This window comes from Comamonas sp. FUJ_7 (assembly GCF_057369555.1).
On record NZ_JBXXZI010000001.1, the window covers coordinates 604,293 to 629,012 of the forward strand.

Sequence of the window (24,720 nt, forward strand, 5' to 3'; positions counted from 1 at the left end):
CTATTGCGAAGCTAAGTTATTTCAATAGCAAAAAATGCCCGCAATACCTGCATCACACTGATAATTCACATCAATCAATCGCAATAAGCTATTGATAAAAACAATTCGATATCGATTTTGCATTGATATCTCATCCAGAACCAGCCGCCCTGTCGGATCGTTGCAACGGAGAGCTTCATGACTACTGAATCCAAGTGCCCATTCCACCAAAGCCAAAACAGCGAAACTGCTGCCAAAGGCAATGGCACCACCAATAAAGACTGGTGGCCTAACCAGCTGCGCGTGGACTTGCTAAGCCAGCACTCCGAAAAAAGCAATCCACTTGGTGAGAGCTTCAACTACGCACAAGAGTTTCAGAAGCTGGACTATGAGGCGGTCAAACGCGATCTGCGCGCCTTGATGACTGACTCTCAAGACTGGTGGCCCGCCGACTTTGGCCACTACGGCCCTCAATTCATCCGCATGGCCTGGCACGCTGCGGGCACCTACCGTGTGCAAGACGGCCGCGGCGGCGCAGGTCGCGGTCAGCAGCGATTCGCTCCTCTCAACAGCTGGCCTGACAACGTCAACATCGACAAATCACGCCGCCTCCTCTGGCCCATCAAGCAAAAGTATGGCAACAAAATCTCCTGGGGCGACCTGATGGTTCTGTGTGGCAACGTTGCGCTGGAAACCATGGGCTTTCGTACCTTTGGTTTTGCAGGTGGTCGCACCGACACCTGGGAGCCCGATCAGGATGTGTACTGGGGAGCTGAAAAGGAATGGTTGGCTACCAGCGACAAGCCCGACAGCCGCTACAGTGGTCAGCGCGACTTGGAAAACCCGCTGGCTGCTGTGCAGATGGGGCTGATCTACGTGAACCCGGAAGGCCCAGACGGCAATGGCGACCCTATCTCTGCTGCCCACGACATCCGCGATACCTTCGCACGCATGGGCATGGATGATGAAGAAACCGTTGCCCTGATTGCGGGTGGTCATACCTTTGGCAAGACCCACGGCGCCGGCCCAGCCAGCCATGTAGGCCCCGAACCCGAAGCCGCTCCTCTGGAGGCCCAGGGCCTGGGCTGGGCCAGCAGCTACCGCTCCGGCAAGGCTGGCGATGCCATCACCTCCGGCTTGGAAGTAACCTGGACTCAAACCCCGGCACAGTGGAGCAACTTCTTCTTTGAGAATCTGTTCAAGTTTGAATGGGTGCAGGAAAAAAGCCCCGCTGGTGCGATCCAGTGGGTGGCCAAGGATGCAGGCGATGTAATTCCCGATGCCCATGGTGGCCCCAACAAAAAGCCCACCATGCTGACGACCGATATCTCCCTGATCAAGGACCCGGCTTATGAAAAGATCTCTCGCCGCTTCCTTGAAAACCCACAGGCTTTTGCAGAAGCCTTTGCGCGGGCATGGTTCAAGCTGACTCACCGCGACATGGGTCCTCGCAGCCGCTACCTGGGCCCTGAAGTACCCAAGGAAGAGCTGATCTGGCAAGACCCCATTCCCGCAGTCAAGCATGAACTGGTGAGTGACGCCGACGTAACTGCTCTTAAGGCGAAGCTGCTGGCATCGGGCCTGTCGGTTCAGGAACTGGTGGGCACAGCCTGGGCATCAGCATCTACCTTCCGTGGCTCTGACAAGCGTGGCGGTGCGAATGGCGCACGCATTCGCCTAGCCCCGCAAAAGGACTGGGCTGCCAACAACCCTGCACAGCTGGCCAAAGTTCTTGCCAAGCTTGAAGAAATTCAGCGTGAGTTCAACAAGGGGGCTGATGGTGACAAGCGAATCTCGATGGCCGACTTGATCGTGTTGGCTGGCAGCGCAGGTGTGGAAAAGGCCGCAGCTGACGCTGGTGTACAAATTACCGTTCCTTTCACCCCGGGCCGTGGCGATGCAAGCGCCGAACAGACTGATGCTGAGTCCTTTGCTCCGCTGGAGCCCAAGGCAGATGGCTTCCGTAATCATCTGCACGGACAGTTTCCCGCCGCGGCTGAAGCGTTGCTGATCGACAAGGCCCAGCTGCTGACATTGACAGCACCCGAAATGACCGTGCTAATCGGCGGCCTACGTACTATCAACATCAATACGGCAGGCAATCATGGGGTTCTGACCCAAACGCCTGGCCAGCTGAGCAACGACTTCTTCGTCAATCTGCTGGATATGGGCACGCAATGGAAAGCCCTGGAAGACGGCAGCTATGAAGGCGTCGACCGCACAAGCGGAGCACGAAAGTGGACTGGAACGCGCGTAGATCTGGTATTTGGCAGCAATGCCATCTTGAGGGCACTTGCAGAGGTCTATGCAGAAGCAGGCAATGAGCAAAAGTTCTACAAGGACTTTGTTGCTGCATGGGTCAAGGTCATGGAGCTTGACCGCTTTGATCTCAAAAAATGAAATCACTAACTGAAGTCTAAGCTTCGCTCCAGCGAGGCTGACTTCCTTCACACAAAAGGCTGCCCATGGGCAGCCTTTTGTTTTCGATTAGCCACCCAGCGGTAAATCTGATCGCTTCAGCGTGCGTAATACAAAACTGGACTGGCTGTGCCGGATGCCTTTGATCTTGTAGAGCTTCTCTCGCAACAAGCGCTCATAGTCACGTGTGTCCTTGACGACAACTCGCAGCAGATAGTCATACTCACCAGAGACCAGATGCGCCTCCACCACTTCAGGAATGGTCGCCAGTACTTCGCCAAACTTCTCCAAGGTGTTATCGGAATGGCTATCCAAGGTCACCATCACCAATACTGAATCAGCCAACCCCAGTGCCTGAGGGTTCAGACGCACGGTATAGCCTTCGATCACACCGGCCTCCTCCATCTTTTTGATGCGCGCCCAACATGGCGATGCACTTAGTCCCACAGCCGCGCCTATTTCCTGCAGACTGGCTCGAGCGTTGACCTGCAAAGCAGAAAGAATCTTTTTATCCAAGGTGTCCATATCTGAGAATTTACCGCCAATTCAATAAATACAGAATATTTTTCTGTAGCAAGCCATTAACAACAGAAATTGAAGCAACATTTTCTGCACTGCAACATGCACACTTGAGTCCATGGAAGCACGTTTACCGACGCAGCAAAACCATTCAACATACCGCGCCGTTTATCGTCAGCTCCCGGTTGGTTGATCTGCAGCCCGCATACGCAACAGGCCGCACCACTTAAGCACAGTGGTGCGGCCTGTTGATTTTTGGGCGGAGCATCACCTCGCTTGGAGCCATAAAAAAGCCCAGTCTGAAAAGATCAGACTGGGCTTCGGGGCTCTATTAGCTGTGCTCAAGGCACAACTCTGATGTCATCCATGCGCTTACTGTGCGCGCTCGGGAGCTGCAGCAGCTTGGGTGTGCTTGCGCACCTTGCTAACTTGGCTTTCGCTCACGTCAGAAGCTTGGTTACCCCAGCCCTTGCGCACAAAAGTAGTCAGTGCTGCCACTTCCTTGTCGGTCAAACGGTCGGCATAACCTTGCATCACCAGATGCATGGGGCGACGATCTGTTGCGGGCGAGGAAGCGCCATTCAGAATCACCGACACCAGCGGGCCGGCATCCTTGCCCAGCACCATTGCATTGCCTTGCAGCTCAGGGAAGATCTCGGCAGCACCCTTGCCGCTGACAAAGTGGCAGGCAGCGCAGTTGTCGAGATAAAGACGAGCACCCAGAGGCATGTCAGGGCTTGCAGACTTCAGCAGTTCAGCAGTGGCCTTACCTGCTTCATCAGCCTGAGGCACAGGAGTGCTGAGTGGGCCAGGTGCGGCAACCTTTTCAGGCGCGGCATCTGCAGCCTGGCCGTCCATGGTCTTGAGGAACTTGGCCATGGCGTTCAGATCGGCATCGGTCATGTACTGCATGGAGTGCTCGACCACCATCGCCATTTCACCGTTAGCCACTGCATGGGCATTGCGGCCCGTTGCCAAGTAGGCAGCAATTTGCTCGGTCGTCCAGCTTTGAACGCGTGAGTCCTTGCCGCGCAGCGCAGGTGCAGACCAGTCTTCAACCATGCCACCGGTCAGGAAGCTGGAGTCGGACAGGCGTGTGCCGTTTTGCGCCATGAAGGCAGTGCGTGGGCTGTGGCAGGCAGCGCAGTGACCTGCGCCTTCCACCAGATACTGACCACGGATCTGCTGATCATCACCAGCCATGGGCGTGAAGTCGGCTTCACCCGACAGCGCAAGCCAGTTCCAGGCACGGATACCAAAGCGCAGGTTGAAAGGGAAGCTCAGGCTGGTGGCCTGCACTTCGTTCTTCACAGGCTTGACTTCCGTTTGCAGGTAGTCGTACAGCGCACGGATATCGCTTTCTTTCATGTAGCGATAGTTCTCGTAGGGCATGGCAGGGTACAGCTGCTGGCCGTGGCCACCAATACCATCCACCATGGCTGCACGGAACTGATCCAGCGTCCAGTTACCGATACCGGTTTCCTTGTCAGGCGTGATGTTGGACGCCCAGATCTTGCCCATGGGGCTTCCAATGGCGTTACCACCAGCCAGAGGCTCACCGCCCTTGGCGGTGTGGCAGGCCATGCAGTCACCTGCACGCATCACGTACTCGCCGCGACCCGGCTCTGCCTTCCAGTCGGCGGGCAGAACTTCATTCGCGGGCGAAGGCTTGGAAGGCACGAAGATCAGTGCCAGCGCTGCAACAACGCCCAAGACAACGAGCGCAATCAGAATATTGAGAGCTTTTTTCATGATGTGCTCTTCTCCTTAAACCAGCGGACGTGGATTTTTCAGGTACATGGTACGAATGGCGTGCAAAGTCCAGTAAGCCAGACCGCCAACCATGCCAGTGGGGTTGTACTGAGTGTTCTGCACAAAGTTACCGGCACCAAAGACGAACACGTTGTGCTTGTCCCAGGCCTGGCAATAACGGTTCACCACACCTTCGGTGGGACGCTCAGACATGATGTGACCACCAGTGTTGTGCGTAGTCTGGTAAGGACGCACGTCATACTGTGCACCCATGTTCTTGAAGCCTGACTGGATCAGATCTGGCTTCATGGCGTTACCCACTTCCTCGGCCTTGAGCTTTTGGTACTGGGTCATCTTCAGGTCGTTTTCCTGCCAGTTGAATGTCATGCGCATCAACGGACGGCCGTGCTGGTCCTTGTAGGTGGGGTCCAAGTCCAGGTAGTTGTTGCGGTACGACATGTGCGAGCCGTGCGTGCCGATCGACATGGCGTGGCCATACCACTCCTTGATACCCTGCTTCCAGCCTGCGCCCCAGCCCGGTGTGCCCTTGGGCAGCGGCATGGAGCGGATAGGCTGACCATTCATGGCACCTACGCGCCAGTAAGCGCCACCAATAAAGCCAAGCTTGCCAAAGTCGTTTTGGTTGATACCAAAGTCGTCAATGCACATGCCGTTGGAGCCGTGAGCGATAAAGGGGTTGAAGTGCTCCCCCTTGAAGAACATCGTCACGCCACCATTCATCTGGTAGGCGTAGTTCTTGCCCGTCACACCCGTGTTGGTCTTGGGGTCATAAGGCTTGCCGATACCGGACACCAGCATCAGGTGCACGTTGTTGAGCTGATAAGACGACAGAATCACCAAGTCTGCAGGCTGGAACACTTCTTCTTGCTTGATCGCATCGAAGTAAGTCACACCTGTGGCTGTTTTGCCGTCTTCCGAGCTTTCCACGCGCAGCACTTCGCAGTGGGTGCGGTAGGAGAAGTTCTTCTTGCGCTTGAGGGCGTCCAGCACAGCCGTCTGAGGGGATGACTTGGAGTACTGATAGCAACCGTAGCGCTCGCAGAAGCCGCAGAAGTTGCAAGGCGCCATCTGCATGCCGTAGGGGTTCACATACGACGTGGAAGCAATACCGGCAGGCGCGGGGAATGGGTGGTAGCCCATTTGCTTGGCCACTGCCGCGAACTTGGTCGAGTCATAGGTCGAAGGCAATGGGGGCATGGGATACTCTTTGGAGCGCCAAGCCTCGAAGGGGTTACCACCTTCGATAATCTGACCCTTCAAATTACCGGCCTTGCCAGAGATACCGGCCACCTCATCAAACTGCGTGAAGAATGGCTCCAGCTCGTCATAGCTAACGGGGTAGTCCATCAGATTCATGCCATCGGGGATGATGGCCTCACCCCAGCGCTCCTTCACATAGGTGCGCAGCTTGATTTCTTCAGCCTGCGGACGCCATGTCAAGCCGTTCCAGTGCGTACCTGCACCACCCACGCCATTGGCAGGGAGGAAGGAGCCCATGGAGCGATAAGGCAATGCGATCTCGCCATCATGGCGGCGCACGGTCACCGTGGCCTGCTTGGGGTGCTGCATGTTCTTCAAGCGCACGCCATAGGTCAGCTCGTCTATCTGATTGGGGTACTTGAACTCAGGCACCGTGTTCTGGTCACCGCCGCGCTCCAGCGCCACGATTTCCAAACCTTCGGCAGCCAGTTCCATACCTGCAATGGAGCCAGTCCAGCCCAAGCCGACGATGACTACGTCTTTTTTCTTTTCAATGCGTGCCATGACTTAAGCCCTTTCGCCCTTGATCGATACCGGACCCAGTGGGTACTTCTTGTTGTGCTGATCCACCCACTCCATGTAGCTGGCGCGAGCACCAGGGAAGCCGATGTACTTCCACGACTGCATGCCGTGGTTGCCGCCGTGTACGGGGTCAGCGAAATAGCCTTCCTTGGTATTGGCCAGCAAGGTGGTGAAGAAGAAGCTCAGCTCTGGCTCCAGCTTGATCTCGCCCTTTTGCAAGGCGGTCAAAGCTTCATCTTGTTGCTCAGTGCTCAGGCTCTTGAACTCTTTGCCGAAGCGCTCCTGGCATGCTGCGTTGAAGGCAGGAATGGCCTTGCGGTACAGCTGAGCAGGAGTTAGAGGAGACTGCCAGCCGCGATCAGGAGTCGCAGCAGGGTCATGAGGGCCTTCCATGTACCAGATTTCGGCATTGCCGTAGTAATTGGTCATCTGGCGGTCAATAAAGACGGGCACATGGGCCTCGATGGCACCAGGGCCATCACCATCAGAAGGAATCAGGCGTGCTGTCGCCGCCAAAATGAAAGCCCACTCCTCGGCATTGAAGTACTCAGGCTTGTAAGCGTCCAGCTTGACCTCAGGCTCCTTGGAGTTGGCCTTGAGAGTAACGGCGGTACCGGCTATAGCGACACCGGCACCAGAAGCCAGCAGAAACGATCTGCGGCTTGGAGGGGAGGAGTTGGTCATTTTTATTCCCTACATCGTGTGAACACACTTCATCGCACAGACAAATGCGCGCCGAAAAATGCTTGAGTTTCGAATCAGCGGCCACTTTTCAGTGGAACTTAAGAAAGCAGAAGAGCCATGCCAGCAGGCGCTCACACGCACCAAAAGCCTTCCCAATCAATACATGGACCGCCTTAACAATCAAATAATAGTTACACCCGCAACTATTGGTGCAGCCTAGGCTGCTTGCCAGCAGGTAGGCGATGGTCTTTCACTGGAGTAAGAGGCTAGGGTTTTCCATTAGATATAAGACCTAAGACTCTATTGCACCAGCATCTGGAATCAAAAGTCGTACATCACGCTCCCGATGGACGAATATCGACCCACTACTTTCAGAGCAAAGCTAGCAGCACCGCAAAGAGTCCAACACCTTCAGAGGGCGCTGTTGCAGCAGTCGGCGTGTCGTAAGCGCTAGGCTTAACGCATAAGCCAGGCCAGCAAGCGCTGCTGATGCCCCACCAACTGGACATAACACGACGCCTTGCTTAAATCACGAGGTTCATTGACGGTATGGCTGGACATACGCATGTGTTGGTTTGCCGCTGCCTGCGGCAAACGCGGGCGTAGCCCGAGGTTCTCGGATGCTGCCATCCAGTTTTGCTTGACGCTCAAGAATCTGTTTGGCTTAGCCCTGCGCCAAACAACAGGACTGCTGCAGTCCGTGCTGCAATTGTCGAGGCTTGCTTGGCCGGCCCCTGACTTCAGCACTTTGTGCAGACGCCAATTAGGGCTGAACGTTCAGGTGCCGTACACACGCAGCCAAGGTGGGTTGCACCTGCTGGTGGATTCGACAGGCATCAAATTTCTAGGTGAAGGCGAGTGAAAGTGCAAAAAGCACGGACCTAAACGTCGTCGCCAGTGGCGCAAGCTGCACATTGTCATTGATGCCAAGACATTGCAGATTCGAGCCATCTGCGTGACTTCCAACAATGTCAGCGATGCTGCCGTATTGCCTGACTTGCTGCAGCAGTTACCGAAAGATGAAGTGTTCGAGAGCCTGACAGGTGATGGCGCTTCCGACACACAGCCAGTCCATGAAGCGGTGATAAGGTGCGCAGCGACTCCAGTCATTGCACCTCGAAAGAATGCACGCATCCGCAAAGGCAGCGTCTTTGAACATCGCAATGCAACGACTGCCACATGCAAGCGGTTGGGGCGAAGCATCTGCAAGCGCTGGAGTGGCTATCACCGGTGAAGCTTGGTGGAAACCAAGATGAACTGCATCAAGCGGCTGGGTGAGCGAGTAATGTCTCGCACCTTTGAGCGCCAAGTGAATGAGTTGTACATCCGGGCAGCTATCTTGAATCGATTTACTGAACTGGGCCGTCCTCAGACGGCAGCCGTGGCATAGCCACGGCTAGGGTTGTGGGTAATTGGGAAACTTACCAAGAACTCGCCTGAAAACAAAGATCGGCCTAGATCTTTATCTCAATGCAGAAAATTTGGAGCGGGCGATGGGAATCGAACCCACGTTATTTGCTTGGGAAGCAAGAGTCCTACCATTGAACGACGCCCGCAGTAGTTGGGAAGCTGCATCTGCTTACCCGGCACTGCCACAGCCAATGCTGCGTGGTAGGCAGCAATGGTACTCCAATCACAAAGCGCTTATTTGAAAAAATGAACAAGCGCTGCCTTTTTCCTCGGACCCTCATTAACTTCTCCTTTCGTCGCTTTGCTAGGGGCACTCCACCCCCCTCCTACTAGCTGCAAATCTCATGGGTAAAATTGTGCGGGATCAAAGAGCCTTCATTCAGCCGTTGTATCGATGTTCTACACAGGTACATCGGTAGCGTCCTAGCTTTTGTCTCTTGGCCAGCTTGTCCTTGCTTCTAGCCTGAGTGCTCGCACGATCTTCAAAAACTTCTGTAAACACTGGCCCATAACGCCCCCTCATCACTGAACCATGCTGCTTCGTTTTTGCGTTTTTGTCTCGTCTGCCTCATGCGCAGCCTTGCTTGATGCACAGCCAGTCAAGTCAGGCACGACGGCAGCGGCAGGAGGGAGCAGATGACAGAGCAACAACTTTATGACCTGGCTCCTGCTCTGGAGCTGATGGTGTTTGGCCTGCTTCTGGCGCTAGGCCCCCTGTGCTGGGTCTGGTGGCGCAATCGTGGCACAGGCTCTGGCAAGCGCCTGCACGCACTTTGTGTGCTCACCCTTTTCCTGACCTTTGACTTGGTTCTGTTTGGCGCTTTCACGCGCTTGACAGACTCTGGCTTGGGCTGCCCCGACTGGCCTGGCTGCTACGGCACGGCCAGCCCCCTTTCAGCGCACGCGCAGATTTCCGAAGCTCAGGCAGCCATGCCGACCGGGCCTGTGACACATGGCAAAGCCTGGGTGGAGATGATTCACCGCTATCTGGCTACGACTGTTGGCGTACTCATCATCGCCATGACGGTCATGAGCTGGAGACAGGCGCGCGCTGCCAAACGCCCCGACCAAACCAGTCCATTCACCGGCTCTATTAGTCCTTGGTGGCCAACCCTGGCCTTGGTGTGGGTCTGTATTCAAGGGGCCTTTGGTGCGCTGACCGTCACGATGAAGCTCTTTCCAGCCATCGTGACCTTGCACCTGCTTGGCGGTACAGGGCTGCTCGCGCTGCTGGCCATTCCCGCTTCAGGCCTTGGGCTCAAGCAGATCGGCCAGTCCCCTTCTGCGATTTCCAAGAATCTGCGCCTTGCCCTGTGGCTATGTCTTGCTTTGCTGATTGCCCAGGTCAGCCTGGGAGGCTGGGTCAGCACCAATTACGCGGTACTGGCATGCACGACCTTCCCCACTTGCCAGGGCAGCTGGTGGCCCGCCATGAATTTTTCCGAAGCGCTGCAGATCTGGCGTCCTCTGGGTTTTCTCAAAGACGGCAGCCACATCAGCTTTGAAGCTTTGACCGCCATCCATTACATGCACCGCCTGGCCGCCTATCTGGTAATTACAGCGCTTGCCGCTCTGTGGTGGTCTATGCGCCAGGCCCCTGCTCTTTCCAAGCCCCGCCGCCTGTTGGCATTTTTTGCAGTGCTGCAAGTTTTAACAGGCCTGTCCAACGTGGTGTTGGACTGGCCTCTGGTCGCTGCCGTTCTCCATACAGGCGGAGCCGCAGCCCTGGTAACAATTGTGGTCTGGAGTCTGGCTGTAACGCGCACCGATGCCGCCACCGCCCCCAACCCTGAAATGGCGCGCCGCCCTGCCTGAGGCACAGCGCACAAAGAGTGATTGCATGAGTCAAAGTGAAGCCTTGTTAGACAACACCTCGCGAATCAGCCAGTTCTACGCGCTGACCAAGCCGCGCGTGGTGCAGCTCATTGTTTTTTGCGCCCTGATTGGCATGGTGCTGGCCGTTCCCGGCTGGCCTACGCTCAATCAGTGGGTTCACATGGGCGTGGCCTGCGTCGGCATCTGGCTCGTCGCTGCTGCTGCTGCTGCTTTTAACTGTCTGGTCGAGCGTCATATCGATGCCAAGATGAAGCGCACCGCCTGGCGCCCCACGGCGCGCGGCGAGCTGTCCAGCCAGCAGGCGCTGGCGTTCTCGGCCATTCTTTGCATGATTGGCGCCACAATTTTGTGGGTCTGGACCAATGCGCTGACCATGTGGCTGACGCTGGCCACCTTTGTGGGCTATGCGGTGATCTATACCGTGGTTCTCAAGCCCGCCACGCCGCAGAACATTGTGATTGGCGGCGCCTCCGGTGCCATGCCCCCCGTGCTGGGCTGGGCGGCCATGACCGGCAATGTGGGCCCCGAAGCACTGATTCTGTTTCTCATCATCTTCCTCTGGACGCCCCCCCACTTCTGGGCCCTGGCCCTGTACCGCGTGGAAGACTACCGCGAGTCCGGCCTGCCCATGCTGCCCGTCACCCATGGCAGCCAGTACACGCGCCTGCAGATTCTGCTCTACACCATCGTGCTGTTTGCGGCGGGCCTGCTGCCTTTCATGTACGGCATGAGCAGCTGGCTCTACCTGGTGGCTGCCGTTGTGCTGGGTGCTGGCTTCATTGGCTATGCCATCGCGCTGTACCGCAATTATTCCGACGAGCTGTCGCGCCGCACCTTTCGCTTCTCACTGTGGCATCTGAGCCTGCTGTTCCTGGCTCTGCTGGTCGACCACTACCTGTTCATGGCCTGAAAGCGCACTCAATCCTCATCAAAAAGCCCGGTTTTCCGGGCTTTTTGCTTTTTCCAAAATATGAGCAGCTCGCCCTGCCACATAAAGTCAAACGGTCAAAACCTTATAAAAAAACCGCCCCACGGGGCGGTTGTCAGCCAAGCTGAATCAGGCTGGTCGCTTTTCAAACGCGTATTTTTCGGTATCGACCTCACCTTGCGCCTGCAGCGCATAGCGGTCACCGGCAATTGCGTCGGGCTTGAAGATCTCGTTCAACTCGGCCAGCAACTCGGCGCTGAGCTGAACGCTACCGCCGCGCACGTTCTCTTGCAGATGCTCCACCTTGGTCGTGCCAGGTAAAGCAATGACATGCTCGCCCTGGTGCAGCACCCAGGCAATCGCCAGCTCGGCCAACGAGCAGCCAGCCTTCTCAGCCACAACCTGCATGGGGGACAGCAAACGCAGATTCTGCGCATAAGCCTCGCCCGCAAAGCGCGGCATGCTGGCGCGAATGTCGCCCTTGACGAAGTTGTCCACCTGCTGGAGCTTGCCGCTCAAGAACGCCCGGCCCATGGGGCTGAAAGCCACATAGGCAATACCCAGCTCCTTGCAGGCCTGCAAGGTACCCAGCTCGGCATTGCGCGACCACAGAGAATATTCGCTTTGCAAAGCCGCAATGGGATGCTCTTTATGCGCACGGCGCAGTGCCTCGACACCAATTTCGGACAGCCCCAGGGCGCGAATCTTGCCCTCTTCCTTGAGGCGCGCCATCTCACCCACGGACTCTTCGATGGGCACATTCTTGTCCCAGCGGTGCAGGTAGTAGAGATCGATCACATCGGTGCCCAGGCGCTGCAAGCTGTCTTCACAGTTCTGGCGCAGGGTCTTGGGTCGGCCATCGATGACGCGGCGCATCACGCCATCGTCACCACGCACACCCGCCATGCCACCCTTGCTGGCCAGAGTGATGCGGTCACGATGCGGCTTGAGCACGGGGCCCACCAGCTTTTCGCTGGCACCAAAGCCGTACAGTGCAGCGGTGTCGAAATGCGTTACGCCTGCATCGAGTGCGGCGTGCAGCACGACGTGCGACTGCTCGGTCGTCACAGGGGTGCTGTAGGCATGACAGAAATTCATGCAGCCTAAAGCGACGTTTGCCACGCTGAAGGGGCCTAGTGGTCGGTTTTGCACGGATGCTCCTTGAAGAGGAAAATTAAAGCATTTATAGCCGATAGCCCATACAGATAAAGCGCTAGCAGCTATTAATTTCAAAGCAAAAACAGCAAAAGCCGGAGCAAGCCCCGGCCTTTGCAGATCTCAATAAATCCCCAGGACTTATTCAGCGTTCAGTTGCTGCTCCAGGTCATGCAGAACCTTGTAGCAGTTGAACACTTGCTGCACGCTGGAGTTGGGCTCGCGGCCTTCGCGGATGGCGGCGAAGAATTCGCGGTCCTGCAGCTCGATGCCGTTCATCGACACATCGACGTTGGACACGTCAATCTTCTCTTCCTTGCCCGTGTACAGATCGTCGTAGCGGGCCAGATAGGTGCCGGTGTCGCCGATGTAGCGGAAGAAAGTGCCCAGAGGGCCATCGTTGTTGAACGACAGGGAGAGCGTGCAGATCGCACCGTTGGCGGCCTTGAGCTGAATGCTCATATCCATGGCAATGCCCAAATCCTTGTGGATGGGGCCTTGCACGGCGTTAGCCTTCACGATGGGGCTGCCAGCCTGGTAGGCAAACAGGTCCACGGTGTGGGCAGCGTGGTGCCACAGCAGGTGGTCGGTCCAGCTACGGGCCTGGCCCAGCGCGTTCATATTGGTGCGGCGGAAGAAGTAGGTTTGCACATCCATTTGCTGGATGTTGAACTCGCCGGCTTGAATCTTCTTGTGCACCCACTGATGGCTGGGGTTGAAGCGGCGGGTATGGCCCACCATGGCCACCAGGCCGGTCTTCTTTTGCAGCTCGGCGACTTCCTGCGCGTCCTTCAGGGCATCGGCCAGAGGAATTTCCACCTGCACATGCTTGCCGGCCTTCAGGCACTGAATGCTCTGGGCGGCGTGCATTTGCGTGGGCGTGCACAGAATCACGGCATCGACTTCGGGCAGAGCCAGTGCTTCGGCCAGGTCGGTGGTGACATGTTTGATGCCGTACTTGTCGGCTACTTCCTGGGTTTGCTCCAGGCGACGACCGATCAGCGAGACAACTTCCACGCCGTCGATGTTCTTGATGCCGTCCAGGTGCTTGATGCCAAAGGCACCAGCGCCAGCCAAAGCGACTTTGATAGTTTTAGACATGATTATTGGTTCTCCAGAATGAGGTGGCCAACGGCCGTGTTCGATGCAGGCACATGGTAGAAGCGATGTGCCACTTTAGGCAGAGGTGCGGGGCCATCCACGTCGGACATGGCGCCACGTGCAATCATCCACATCACCAGCTCGATACCTTCGGATCCGGCTTCACGCACATAGTCGATATGGGGCATCTTGGCCAGGCCGTGCGGGTTCTCGATCAGCAGGTCGAGGAACTTGTTGTCCCATTCCTGATTGATCAAGCCGGCGCGCGCGCCTTGCAACTGGTGGCTCATGCCGCCTGTGCCCCAGATGTGGACGTTGATGTCTTCGTCGTAGCTCTCAATGGCCTTGCGGATGGCGCGACCGATGTTGAAGCAGCGCTGGCCCGACGGAACGGGGTACTGCACCACGTTCACGGCAAAAGGAATCACCGGGCAGGGCCAGGAGCCGGTCTTGGGGTCCTGCTCGCCGCACATCAGCGACAGCGGCACCGTGAGGCCATGGTCCACATCCATCTTGTTGACGATGGTCAGGTCAAAGTCCTGCTGGATGACGGACTGCGCAATGTGCGAAGCCAGATCGGGGTGACCTTGCACCTTGGGCACGGGACGGGGGCCCCAGCCCTCGTCAGCGGGCTGAAACTCAGCGCCGGTGCCAATGGCAAAGGTTGGAATCAGGTCCAGGCTGAAGGCCGTGGCATGGTCGTTGTAGACCAGAAAGATTACGTCGGGCTTGTTGTCCTTCATCCACTGGCGGGAGAAGTCATAGCCCTTGAACAGGGGGGCCCAATAAGCTTCCTGGGTCTTGCCCATGTCCATGGCCGCGCCGATGGCTGGCACGTGCGAGGTGAAAACGGATGCGGTGATGCGTGCCATGTCTTAGTTGCCTTCCTTGTTCTCGTTACCAGCGCTTCGAGCACTTCCTTGTGGCTGACGGTGCGCCTGTGCATCACCATCTTCGCCCACGTAGCGGTTGCCTTCGGCAGAGCGACCACCGCTCATCATCATGGCGCGGTACTCATCTTCTGTCATGCCGGTCATGGAGCCAGCCATCTGCTGAAAGCTCTTGCCGTCGGTCGCACCGATCTTGGCCAGAAAGTAAATATTGCCGCCGGTGCGCATGCACCAGTTCAGGTCGCGGGCCAGCACGGCCTGCTTTTGCTCTTCCGTCATCGCCCATTCATCCAGATAGGCGCGCTCGTTGGCACGGAAGCGGTCGCGGTTCTCGGCCTTCATCAAGGACATACAGAACTGGTTGAGCCAGTAACCCTTGCGGGACTGCTCAGCATCAAAAATGATGGTTCCGGGTACATCCAGATATGGTTTTTCCAATGCCATAAGTTTCTCCTCTCAAAGCTTTGTCAGCAGCAGGTCGCCCTGCCCTTCAAACGGGTCACGCACCAACGCCAGAGACACCGAGGAAGCGCCGCCGCGCACCGAGGGTGTCGTCCCCCTCCCGCGAAGCGAGAGAGGGGCAAGGCGCGCAGCGCCTCAGGGGGGTGTTAAGCCTGCTCAGGCCAATACAGGCGCATCGGGTTGTCCACCAGCAGCTTTTGCTGCAGCTCAGCCGTAGGCGCGATGTGGGGAATGAAGTCCACCAACAGGCCGTCATCGGGCATGTGGTTCTTCAGGTTGGGGTGCGGCCAGTCGGTGCCCCACAGCACGCGATCGGGGAACTCCTCCACCACGCGGCGCGCAAACGGCACCACATCCTGGTAGGCATTCTGCTCGCCATCCAGGGCCTTGGGGCCGGTCACGGACAGGCGCTCGGGGCAGGACACCTTGCTCCACACGTTCTTGTGCTCGCGCATGAACTTCAGGAACAGAGCGAACTCCTCGCTGTCCACGCCCTTGCTCACGTCGGGGCGGCCCATGTGGTCCACCACCACCGTGGTGGGCAGTGCGGTGAAGAAGTCCCACAGCTCGGGCAGGTCCACGGCTTCAAAGTAGATCACCACGTGCCAGCCCAGCTTGGCGATGCGGCCGGCGATTTCCATCAGCTCGTCCTTGGGCGTGAAGTCCACCAGACGCTTGACGAAGTTAAAGCGCACGCCGCGCACGCCGGCGTCATGCAGCTCTTGCAGTTCTGCATCACTGATGGAGCGCTTGACGGTAGCCACACCACGGGCCATGCCGCCCGAAGCCTTGCAGGCATCGACCATGGCGCGGTTGTCCGCACCGTGGCAGGTGGCCTGCACGATCACATTGCGTGCAAAACCCAGGTGGTCGCGCAGCGCAAACAGCTGGGCCTTGCTGGCGTCGCAGGGGGTGTACTTGCGCTCGGGCGCAAAGGGGAACTCGTTGCCGGGGCCGAACACGTGGCAGTGCGCATCCACAGCGCCAGCGGGCAGCTTGAACTGGGGCTTGGAGGGGTTGGCGTACCAATCCATCCAGCCGGGGGTCTTTTCAAATTGGCTCATGTTTGAATCCTTTTGGCTGGATGCCCGCGTTCAGCAATGGCACCCCGCTCCTGATTTATTAGTCGATGTACTTGAGACCAGCGGCGGCCAAAGGCTCGCGCATCTTGTACATATCGAGGCCCAGAATGCCGCTGGCCAGCTTGGCGCGCTTTTCGCCTTCGAAGCTTTCACGCTTCTGGGCGGCGGCCAGCACTTCCACGGCACGGGCGGCGGGCACGCAGACCACGCCGTCGTCGTCGGCCACGATCACATCGCCGGGCGTGACCAGCATGCCAGCGCAGACGATAGGAATATTGACCGAGCCCAAGGTTGCCTTGATCGTGCCCTTGGAGGAAATCGCCTTGCTCCAGACAGGGAAGTCCATTTCCTGCAGCGTCTTCACGTCGCGCACACCGGCGTCGATCACCAGCGCACGGGCGCCACGAGCCTGGAAGCTGGTGGCCAGCAGGTCGCCAAAGTAGCCGTCGGTGCACTCGGCGGTCACCGCGGCGACCACGATGTCGCCGGGCTGAATCTGCTCAGCGGCGACGTGCATCATCCAGTTGTCGCCGGGCTGCAGCAGCACGGTGACGGCAGTGCCCGAGACTTGCTTGCCCGGGAAAATGGGGCGCATATAGGGCTTGAGCAGACCCACACGGCCCATGGCTTCGTGCACGGTGGCAGAGCCCAGAGCGGCCAGGCCGTCAGCAGCAGCGCGGTCGGCGCGCTGGATATTGCGGTAAACAACTCCCAATTCGTACATGGAAATACCTCTTTGCAATAACGTGATTGAATCAAAAAAGTGAGCTACTAGCGCTTGTTATTCATCAATATCAGATCGTTTTCAATCTGAAATCAAGACTAGTCAAGCGCCATTAGCTCCTTTTTTATTGAATTTACAGACCCTTGGCCTTCAAAGCCTTGTCCAGACGCGTGAACACGCGGCGGGCATTGCCTTCGTAGACGGCGTGCTTTTCTTCAGCCGTCAGGTTCTGCGTGGCTTCGATATAGCGCTTGGTGTCGTCGTAGTAGTGGCCAGTCTGTGGGTCGATACCGCGCACGGCGCCAATCATTTCGCTGGCGAACAGAATGTTCTTGGTGGGGATCACTTCCGTCAGCAGGTTGATGCCGGGCTGGTGGTACACGCAGGTGTCAAAGTAGATGTTGTTGAGCAGGTGCTCTTCCAGCAGCGGCTTCTTCATCTCTTGCGCCAGACCGCGGAAACGGCCCCAGTGGTAAGGCACAGCGCCACCGCCATGGGGAATCAGGAACTTCAGTGTGGGGAAGTCCTTGAAGATATCGCTGGTCAGGCACTGCATGAAGGCGGTGGTGTCCGCATTCAGATAGTGCGCGCCGGTGGTGTGAAAGCATGAATTGCAGCTGGTGGAGACGTGGATCATCGCAGGGATGTCGTACTCCACCATCTTTTCGTAGATGGGGTACCAGCTCTTGTCGGACAGCGGAGGCGCAGTCCAGTGGCCGCCCGAAGGATCGGGGTTCAGGTTGATACCCACGTTGCCGTACTGCTCCACGCACTTGACCAGCTCGGGGATGCAGGTCGCAGGGTCCACGCCGGGCGACTGGGGCAGCATGGCGGCGGGGATGAAGTGGTCGGGGAACAGCTGGCTAACGCGGTAGCACAGCTCGTTGCAGATGGCCGCCCAGGTGCTCGATGTCTCGAAGTCACCGATGTGGTGGGCCATGAACGAGGCGCGGGGGCTGAAGATGGTCAGATCCGAGCCGCGTTCCTTCATCAGGCGCAGCTGGTTGGTTTCAATGGTCTCGCGGATCTCGTCATCGCTGATCTTCAGCGAAGCAGCCGATGGCTTCTGGCTGGGGTCCTTGAGAGCTGCAATCTGCAGATCGCGCCATGCGCCCAAAGCGGCGGGTGCCGTGGTGTAGTGACCGTGTACGTCAATAATCATGTAAGAACCCCTTGAAGGTTGGAAATCAACGGTTGACCGTAAAAGCCGGCTCTTTCGAGCCGGCGGCTATTCAAAAACTCAGCGCAAGCTCAACGCTCGCCCTTGGGGGAAGCCATCTGCTTGATGATCAGGGCGGCTGCCGCGATCAGGCCGGGAATGGCTACCACCGTAAAAATCTGGCTGAAGCCCAGGTTGCGCACTGTCAGCTCGGCCACCAGGAAGGAGCCGGCAATGCCGCCAAAGCGGCCAATGCCCAGCATCCAGGCCACGCCGGTGGCGCGGCCACTGGTGGGGTAGTAAGCAGCGGCCAGTGCCGGCATGGAGGACTGCGCGGTGTTCATGATGGTGCCGGCCACAAAGACGGAAACCACCAGCCAGCCCAGATTGCCCGCCTCCTGGCCGATCCACCAGATCGACACTGCCGTCAGTGCATAGCCCACGGCAATGATGCGGTTGGCGTTGAAACGGTCCATTAGCCAGCCAAAGAACACAGCGCCCACGCCGCCCAGCGGGAACAGAGCTGCCACCAGGGTCGCGGTCTTGGGATCCAGGCCGCCTTCCTTGAACAGCACAGGCATCCAGTTCATCAGTGCATAGAAGATGACCAGACCCATGAAGTAGGCAATCCACAGCATGACCGTGCCCACGGCGTACTGCTTGGACAGCACCACGCCCATGCCGCTCTTGCCTTCCACAGCAGCCTTGTTCTCGGTCATCACAAACTTCTGCACATTCGCCACAGCGTTACCGGCAATGCGCGCCAGAGGCTTGCGAATGCGGTCTGCCGAGTAACCCTTGGCCACCATGTAGCGCACAGACTCGGGCAGCAGCAAAACCAGCAGCACCAGCAGCAGCAAGGGTGCCATACCACCCAGGTACAGCACGCTGCGCCAGCCAAAGTGGGGAATCATCCAAGCCGCCAGAAAGCCACCGAAGGCCGCCCCCAGCGGGAAGCCGCAGAACATGGCGTTGGTGATGGTGGCACGGCGGCTTTCCGGGCAGTACTCGCTCATCAGCGTCACGGCATTGGGCATGGCAGCGCCAAGGCCCAGACCGGTGACAAAGCGCCAGGCTGTCATGCTGCTCAGGTCATGCGTGTAGCCCGAAGCCAGGCAGGCCACGGCAAACACCAGCACCGAGCCCACCAGCACGGCCTTGCGGCCGAACTTGTCGGCCAGAGGACCGGAGCACATGGCACCACCGGCCAGACCGAACAGCGCCGCGCTGAGCACGGGGGCCAGATCGCCCTTGGCCACGCCCCACTCCGCAATCAGCGAAGGAGCAATATAGCCAATGGCAGCGGTATCAAAGCCATCAAGCAAAACGATAAGGAAACACAGGGCGAAGATCACCCACTGGTAACCAGAGAAGGGATGCTCGTTCAGAATGGTCTGCACATTGGCGACCGTCTCGTCGGTTGTCGGACTGCTAGCTTGCGAAGTCATATTTAGTCTCTCAGTTGCCTCTCTTTGTCGCCTCTAACTCCTGTTTCGCGGCTGGCGCCAAAGCCTTATGGCATCTGGTACATCCGTCACGAAAGGGCTATGACTGCCCTTTTGCTGGCTGGAGTCTCGCCCCCGGGCCCCCGCCCGAGTGCGATGTCATGAAATCTTCAGGCGGGCTGCATGCCCTGGCGGCGCTTGGCCTCGGCCGCTTCAGGCGCGGCCATGAATGCCAGCAGACGCTGAGCCTCTTCGGCATGGGTCGATCCCGTCACCACACCCGCTGAAAAAACGGTATCGATGGCGATGGCCGCTGGCAGGTTGCCAACGATCTGAATGCCTTCGACGTGAATCAGCTCGCTCAATTGTTGAAAACCCAGGGCCGCTTCGCCCGATGCCACCATGGAGCCCACAGGCACGCCTGGCCGGGCTTGCACCAAACGGGGCTTGATCTCCTCGGCAATGCCCCAGCGCTCAAACAGCTTTTGCAGGGCTACACCGCTGGGGCCGGTCGAAAATCCAATGCTGGGCGCTGCCAGCACTGCAGCACGCACCGCCTCTTCAGAAGCGATATCTGGCAATGCCGCGCCTGCAGGCACGGCGACTGCGGTGCTGGAGAGCACCAGGTCAACCTTGCTGCCTTCGATCACGCGACCTGCGGCCTGCAGCTTGTTGATGGCGTTGGACGCCAGAAACACCAGATCAAAAGCCTCGTCACCTGCCTGCACTCGCTGAGCAGCATCCACACCTCCGACAGATTCAATCTGAACGGCCTGACCGCCCTGCGCCTGCCATGCCTGCGCCAGCTCTGTCAGAACTTGGCGGGTTGCCATGGATGAAATGCCTTTGAGAGCAGTGCTCATGCCGGGAGACTCCTGAAAATGATGGAGTGGCTGCCAGCAATTCTCACGCCGCGCAAGCTTCAATCGAGACAACGCACGGGCAACCACCTAGTCAAAACGAATGATCCTATTGTCGGCAGGGTTCACCTTCTGGACTAGACAAGCCCTCGGCTAGCAGCTATGCCAAAATCACATAGCAGAGCGCTTACTCATATCAACAAAAAATATCAATAAAAACCAATCACAAACCATAAAGAAAAAAGGCTTTATGCTATTTATTCAATAGCACAAAGCCTTATCGAGTGTGTAATAGCAACACAAAAATTAGTGGTTAACCCCTAATTCAATCATCATCGCGTTCACGCCAGCGTCGGTGACCGTGGCCTCGACGCTCATCCCTATCATCGCGATCCCAGTCTCTGCGGTGGCTGTAGCGCTCGCGGCGATCGTCCCGATCCCAATGTCTATGCCGGGGGCGATCATCGTCCCAGTCATGGCGCTCATGCCGATGCGAAGGTCTGGCATGCCAGTGAGGGGGCGGATTGCGCAAGAAGTAGACCGGCTGCCCGCAAGCATGGTAGCGACCACAGTAGCGGCGCCAGTTGCGAGAGTGACCCGGCGGCACCCACATGTACAGCGGCTGCGCCTGCGGTATGACAGGCCCACCCCACATGGGCTGCGCATAGACCAGCGCAGGCGGCGGAGCGTTGCCAATATTGACCTGACCATAGACACCCGGTGCCAGCTGCCCGGTGATGGAGCCACTGAGATAGGTCTGCGCCTGCACTGCCGTAGCGACGGCCAGCCAACCTAGCACCATCAGAGAGCGCGTAAAAGAAGTGCGATGAAACATGAGTCTCCCTATTCATTAGAAATCGCCATGCTGTGGCGATACCGCGCCTTTGTCTTAAAGCGCTTGTTGACTCAACGTCTGGCACAGGACTTTGGCTGACTGCAGATCAGCACCTCGATGGTAATGAAGCGTAATAGCCAGCAGCTCAATGCGCAGTCTGCCTCCTTTTTGCGCACACTCGCCACCATTCAGCGTCCCGCAAGGCAATGCCTGCATCAAGCCGTTTTGCGCCCTCAAGATCAAACATCCTGGCCCAGGCCGATAATCTCAAGCCGATAATAGGCAGCTCGCACGCTCTGCCTGGGGACACGCTCCAGCTGCATGCGCCATGCAAATAACCGAAATTTGCAGGATATAGACGGAACCGACATGAACGCCTCTACCTCTACCGGCACGGCTGTGCCTACAACGCCCCGCTTGACGTCTCTCTCGCACGGCGGCGGCTGTGGCTGCAAGATCGCTCCCGGCGTGCTGTCCGAGTTGCTAGCCAAAAGCAATCTGCCCAAGCAGTTCTTTCCCGACCTTCTGGTCGGCACGGAAACTGCAGATGACGCAGCGGTCTACAAGATCAATGACGAGCAGGCCATCGTCGCGACCACAGACTTTTTCATGCCCATCGTCGATGATCCGTACGACTTTGGCCGCATTGCTGCAACCAACGCACTGTCCGACATCTACGCCATGGGCGGCACGCCTTTGATGGCGCTGGCGATTGTTGGCATGCCCATCAACGTGCTGCCTCACGATGTGATCGCCAAGATTCTCGAAGGCGGTGAGTCCGTGTGCCGCGACGCCGGCATTCCTCTGGCTGGCGGCCACTCCATTGACTCGGTCGAGCCCATCTATGGCCTGGTCGGCATCGGCATCGTCAACCCCAAGCAGATGAAGCGCAATGCCGATGCCAAGGCCGGCGATGTACTGATTCTGGGCAAGCCGCTGGGCGTGGGCATTCTCTCCGCAGCCCTGAAAAAGAACCTGCTCGATGAGGCCGGCTACGCCGCGATGATCTCAGCGACAACACAGCTCAACCGCCCTGGTGCCGATCTCTCCAAGCTCGATGGCGTCCACGCCTTGACCGATGTCACCGGCTTTGGCCTTCTGGGTCATGCGCTGGAGCTGGCCCGCGGAGCGCAGCTCAGCGCCCATATCGACAGTGCTCGTCTTCCGGTTCTGCCTGATGTTCAAAGCCTGGCCGAGCAAGGCATCTTTACCGGCGCTTCAGGACGCAACTGGGCCTCGTACGGCGAGCACATCCAGATCGATTCTTCGGTCTCCGATGCCCATAAGGCCTTGCTGACCGACCCGCAAACCTCGGGCGGCCTGCTGGTTTCCTGCGCAGCGGATGCTGCCGAGCAAGTCCTCAAGGTCTTCGCTGACAGCGGTTTTGGAGAAGCAGCGGTCATTGGGCACATGAAGTCCGGCGAAGCCAAGGTCTTCGTCCGCTAATCATTCACGCCCATAAAAAAGGGAGCAAGAAGCTCCCTTTTTTATGGGCAACAAGTGCGACAGGCTTTTTATTGAGAAGAAGACGAACCCACGGCTTCGGCTGTCGTGCGGCGGTCAATTTTGCGGCTCAGCACCACCGAGGTATAGGTCTGCTGGATACCGTCGATCAAGCCAATGCGGTCTAGCAAGGCATCGAGCTTTTCATTGCTTTCACAGCGCACAAACACCATGTAGTCGTACTGTCCGCTGACGGCCGAGACCTCTTCCACCTCCGTGAAGCGGTTCAGCGCCTGCATGACCGAAGTTGCCGTCTTGGGCTGAACACGAATACCGCAATACGCACGCACGGCAGACTGCTCCATGCGCGAACCCAGGCGCACGCCATAGCCTGCAATCACACCTTCTTGCTCCAGCTTGGCGATACGCGCCACCACCGTGGTGCGCGCCAGATTCATCTGCCGGGCCAGATGCGCAGTCGAGGCGCGCGCATTGGTCTGCAGCAGGCGCAGCAGCTGGCGATCCGTTTCATCCAGTCGATATTCCATACTTTCTCCACGCCAATCTTTGCCTGCACTCCGGCACAAAGCTTGAGATACCTGATCCCAGAGCAGATCACTCTACCGCTTGATACGGTCCTGCCCTCAAAAGTTCGAGAACAAAAAACCCTGCTCATTAAAAATGAGCAGGGTTGAATTTTGGCAGGGGAAGAAGGATTCGAACCTTCGCATGCTGGAATCAAAATCCAGTGCCTTAACCAGCTTGGCGACTCCCCTACGATGAATTGAATTGTACAACGGTTTTTCGCTAGCAATTTCGAAGTAAAAGAAAATTGTGCGTTTGCACAATTTCAGTTCACATCAGATCTTGCCAACCATTCTCAGGCTGCCTATTCCACCACCACAGCCGTCCCGCTGGCCGACACCATCAACATACCGTTGCCCTGACCCAGCACTTCAAAATCCAGATCCACGCCCACCACCGCGTTGCCTCCCGCCTCCGCCGCCCGTTGCTCCAGTTCCTTCAGAGCAATTTCACGTGCTCTTTGCAGCTCTCGCTCATAGGTTCCGGAGCGGCCGCCGACAATGTCACGAATGCCGGCAAAGAAATCCTTGAACACATTGGCCCCCAGAATGGCCTCGCCTGCGACTATGCCGCAGTAACGGATGATGCGCTTGCCTTCGATGGATGGCGTGGTGGTGACGATCATGGACTGTCCTTGAAGTTCATCAAACGGCCATCGTAATCCAAGCGGGGCTCAGGCTAATTTTCATTCAAAACAGGCTGTAGGCCAATACACAAAAGCGCTGACAGCTATCAATTCTGAATTTTCAGTGTGCAGGGCATAACAAAGCCTGCATCCCCTGCACTGCGTCGCGCAGAAAGCCCCAGGTCGTGGCAATGCGCGGAATCTGGCGCGACTCCACGGGCATGCTCATCCAGAAGGTGCGCGTAAAACAAGCCTGCTCTGGCAGCACACGGCTCAGTATCGGATCCTTGTCGGCCACAAATGCAGGCAGCACGGCCAGGCCGGCACCGGCGCGCACGGCTTCATATTGCGCGGTGATGCTGGTGCTGCGCAGTGCAAATCGCTCGGGCCGGTGCAAGGTGTCCAGCAACTGCAGCTCGCGTGTGAACAGCAGATCGTCCACATAGTGCACAAAGCTGTGATGGCGCAGATCCTCGGTTCTGGCAACCAGCGGCTTGCGTGCCAGATATTCACGCTGCCCATACAGGTAGAGGCGGTAGTCGCTCAGTTTGGTGACGATGACCGAGCCGCGCTTGGGCCGCTCCAGCGAGATGACGATATCGGCCTCGCGACTGGACAGGTGCAGCATGCGTGGCAGCGCCAGCAAATCCACGCTGAGCTGCGGATAGCGCAGCGTCAACTTAGCCAACTCGGAGGCCAGCATCTGCGTGCCAAAGCCTTCGGTGGCTCCGACCCGCACCAGACCGGCCGGCCCTTCGCTGGTCGAAGCCTGGGCCAGAGGCCCTCGCTCCAGCCCATCGACTGCGCTTTGCATAGTGTTGGTCACCTCTTGCAGCTGCCTGCCCGCCTCGGTCAGCCGCCACTGGCCGCCTTCGCGTGCAAACAGAACGGCCCCCAGTTGCTTTTCCAACGCCTGAATGCGCCGCGACACTGTGGTGTGCTCAACACCCATGCGCCGCGCCGCTGCGGCCATGCTGCCACTGCGGGCCAGCTCAGCAAAAAAACGCAGATGGTCCCAGTCCAAT

At 57.9% G+C, this 24,720-nt stretch carries 21 protein-coding genes, 2 tRNA genes and 1 pseudogene; 5 read left to right on the forward strand and 19 right to left on the reverse strand.

Annotated elements, in window-relative coordinates:
- The first annotated feature begins 177 nt into the window (after positions 1–177).
- The gene (katG, locus tag AC2I9W_RS02695; RefSeq protein WP_486408500.1) at positions 178–2,379 is read left to right on the forward strand and encodes a catalase/peroxidase HPI; all 2,202 of its coding nucleotides are present in this window, start codon (positions 178–180) and stop codon (positions 2,377–2,379) included.
- A gap of 87 nt (positions 2,380–2,466) precedes the next feature.
- On the opposite strand, the gene AC2I9W_RS02700 is transcribed toward katG, so the two are convergent.
- The 4 genes from AC2I9W_RS02700 to AC2I9W_RS02715 form a co-directional block, all read right to left on the reverse strand.
- Positions 2,467–2,922 carry an Lrp/AsnC family transcriptional regulator gene (locus tag AC2I9W_RS02700; protein WP_486408501.1) on the reverse strand — a complete coding sequence of 152 codons (456 nt, stop codon included), beginning with the start codon at positions 2,920–2,922 and terminating at the stop codon, positions 2,467–2,469.
- A gap of 366 nt (positions 2,923–3,288) precedes the next feature.
- Complete coding sequence (locus tag AC2I9W_RS02705) at positions 3,289–4,668, reverse strand: c-type cytochrome (protein ID WP_486408502.1); 1,380 nt, start codon at positions 4,666–4,668, stop codon at positions 3,289–3,291.
- 15 nt (positions 4,669–4,683) lie between these two features.
- The gene (locus tag AC2I9W_RS02710; protein WP_486408503.1) at positions 4,684–6,453 is read right to left on the reverse strand and encodes a GMC family oxidoreductase; all 1,770 of its coding nucleotides are present in this window, start codon (positions 6,451–6,453) and stop codon (positions 4,684–4,686) included.
- Positions 6,454–6,456: 3 nt separating this feature from the next.
- Positions 6,457–7,155, reverse strand: a complete 699-nt coding sequence (locus tag AC2I9W_RS02715) for a gluconate 2-dehydrogenase subunit 3 family protein (protein ID WP_486408504.1) — start codon at positions 7,153–7,155, stop codon at positions 6,457–6,459.
- A gap of 520 nt (positions 7,156–7,675) precedes the next feature.
- Here AC2I9W_RS02715 and AC2I9W_RS02720 point away from each other — a divergent pair.
- Positions 7,676–8,545 (forward strand): annotated as a pseudogene (locus AC2I9W_RS02720) (IS5 family transposase).
- A gap of 92 nt (positions 8,546–8,637) precedes the next feature.
- Here AC2I9W_RS02720 and AC2I9W_RS02725 read toward each other — a convergent pair.
- Positions 8,638–8,711: transfer RNA gene (locus AC2I9W_RS02725), tRNA-Gly, on the reverse strand.
- 490 nt (positions 8,712–9,201) lie between these two features.
- Here AC2I9W_RS02725 and AC2I9W_RS02730 point away from each other — a divergent pair.
- Both AC2I9W_RS02730 and cyoE read left to right on the forward strand, forming a co-directional pair.
- Positions 9,202–10,380, forward strand: a complete 1,179-nt coding sequence (locus AC2I9W_RS02730) for a COX15/CtaA family protein (RefSeq protein WP_486408505.1) — start codon at positions 9,202–9,204, stop codon at positions 10,378–10,380.
- Positions 10,381–10,405: 25 nt separating this feature from the next.
- Positions 10,406–11,311: a heme o synthase gene (gene cyoE / locus AC2I9W_RS02735; protein ID WP_486408506.1), complete on the forward strand. Its 906-nt coding sequence runs from the start codon at positions 10,406–10,408 to the stop codon at positions 11,309–11,311.
- A 147-nt stretch (positions 11,312–11,458) separates the two neighbouring features.
- Here cyoE and AC2I9W_RS02740 read toward each other — a convergent pair whose 3' ends face one another.
- From AC2I9W_RS02740 to AC2I9W_RS02785, 10 genes are all read right to left on the reverse strand, one after another.
- Complete coding sequence (locus tag AC2I9W_RS02740; RefSeq protein WP_486408507.1) at positions 11,459–12,481, reverse strand: aldo/keto reductase; 1,023 nt, start codon at positions 12,479–12,481, stop codon at positions 11,459–11,461.
- A gap of 144 nt (positions 12,482–12,625) precedes the next feature.
- Positions 12,626–13,585, reverse strand: coding sequence for a Gfo/Idh/MocA family oxidoreductase (locus tag AC2I9W_RS02745; protein ID WP_486408508.1), 960 nt, complete (start codon positions 13,583–13,585; stop codon positions 12,626–12,628).
- Positions 13,586–13,587: 2 nt separating this feature from the next.
- Positions 13,588–14,457 (reverse strand): class III extradiol dioxygenase subunit beta, encoded by an 870-nt coding sequence (locus AC2I9W_RS02750; RefSeq protein ID WP_158391487.1) that lies wholly within the window; start codon positions 14,455–14,457, stop codon positions 13,588–13,590.
- 3 nt (positions 14,458–14,460) lie between these two features.
- Positions 14,461–14,919, reverse strand: coding sequence for a protocatechuate 4,5-dioxygenase subunit alpha (gene ligA / locus AC2I9W_RS02755; protein WP_486408509.1), 459 nt, complete (start codon positions 14,917–14,919; stop codon positions 14,461–14,463).
- A gap of 164 nt (positions 14,920–15,083) precedes the next feature.
- Positions 15,084–16,001, reverse strand: a complete 918-nt coding sequence (locus AC2I9W_RS02760) for an amidohydrolase family protein (RefSeq protein WP_486408510.1) — start codon at positions 15,999–16,001, stop codon at positions 15,084–15,086.
- A 58-nt stretch (positions 16,002–16,059) separates the two neighbouring features.
- Positions 16,060–16,743 carry a 4-carboxy-4-hydroxy-2-oxoadipate aldolase/oxaloacetate decarboxylase gene (gene ligK, locus AC2I9W_RS02765; RefSeq protein WP_486408511.1) on the reverse strand — a complete coding sequence of 228 codons (684 nt, stop codon included), beginning with the start codon at positions 16,741–16,743 and terminating at the stop codon, positions 16,060–16,062.
- Between the two features lie 133 nt (positions 16,744–16,876).
- Positions 16,877–17,905 carry an amidohydrolase family protein gene (locus AC2I9W_RS02770; protein WP_486408512.1) on the reverse strand — a complete coding sequence of 343 codons (1,029 nt, stop codon included), beginning with the start codon at positions 17,903–17,905 and terminating at the stop codon, positions 16,877–16,879.
- 89 nt (positions 17,906–17,994) lie between these two features.
- A complete protein-coding gene (locus tag AC2I9W_RS02775; protein WP_486408513.1) occupies positions 17,995–19,350 on the reverse strand; it encodes an MFS transporter in 1,356 nt (451 codons plus the stop codon).
- 167 nt (positions 19,351–19,517) lie between these two features.
- Positions 19,518–20,210, reverse strand: coding sequence for a substrate-binding domain-containing protein (locus AC2I9W_RS02780; RefSeq protein ID WP_486408514.1), 693 nt, complete (start codon positions 20,208–20,210; stop codon positions 19,518–19,520).
- Positions 20,211–20,532: 322 nt separating this feature from the next.
- On the reverse strand, positions 20,533–21,042 hold the full coding sequence (locus AC2I9W_RS02785; protein ID WP_486408515.1) for a hypothetical protein: 510 nt from the start codon (positions 21,040–21,042) through the stop codon (positions 20,533–20,535).
- A gap of 369 nt (positions 21,043–21,411) precedes the next feature.
- On the opposite strand from AC2I9W_RS02785, the gene selD reads away from it, so the two are divergent.
- Entirely contained in the window at positions 21,412–22,488 is a 1,077-nt protein-coding gene (selD, locus tag AC2I9W_RS02790) for a selenide, water dikinase SelD (protein ID WP_486408516.1), read from the forward strand.
- A gap of 68 nt (positions 22,489–22,556) precedes the next feature.
- Here the strand turns inward: selD and AC2I9W_RS02795 are convergent, their stop codons facing one another.
- From AC2I9W_RS02795 to AC2I9W_RS02810, 4 genes are all read right to left on the reverse strand, one after another.
- Positions 22,557–23,033: an Lrp/AsnC family transcriptional regulator gene (locus AC2I9W_RS02795; protein ID WP_158391505.1), complete on the reverse strand. Its 477-nt coding sequence runs from the start codon at positions 23,031–23,033 to the stop codon at positions 22,557–22,559.
- Between the two features lie 151 nt (positions 23,034–23,184).
- Positions 23,185–23,261, reverse strand: a tRNA-Gln gene (locus tag AC2I9W_RS02800).
- 113 nt (positions 23,262–23,374) lie between these two features.
- Complete coding sequence (locus AC2I9W_RS02805) at positions 23,375–23,695, reverse strand: heavy metal-binding domain-containing protein (protein WP_486408517.1); 321 nt, start codon at positions 23,693–23,695, stop codon at positions 23,375–23,377.
- Positions 23,696–23,816: 121 nt separating this feature from the next.
- Positions 23,817–24,719 carry a LysR family transcriptional regulator gene (locus tag AC2I9W_RS02810; protein WP_486408518.1) on the reverse strand — a complete coding sequence of 301 codons (903 nt, stop codon included), beginning with the start codon at positions 24,717–24,719 and terminating at the stop codon, positions 23,817–23,819.
- Position 24,720 lies beyond the last annotated feature (1 nt).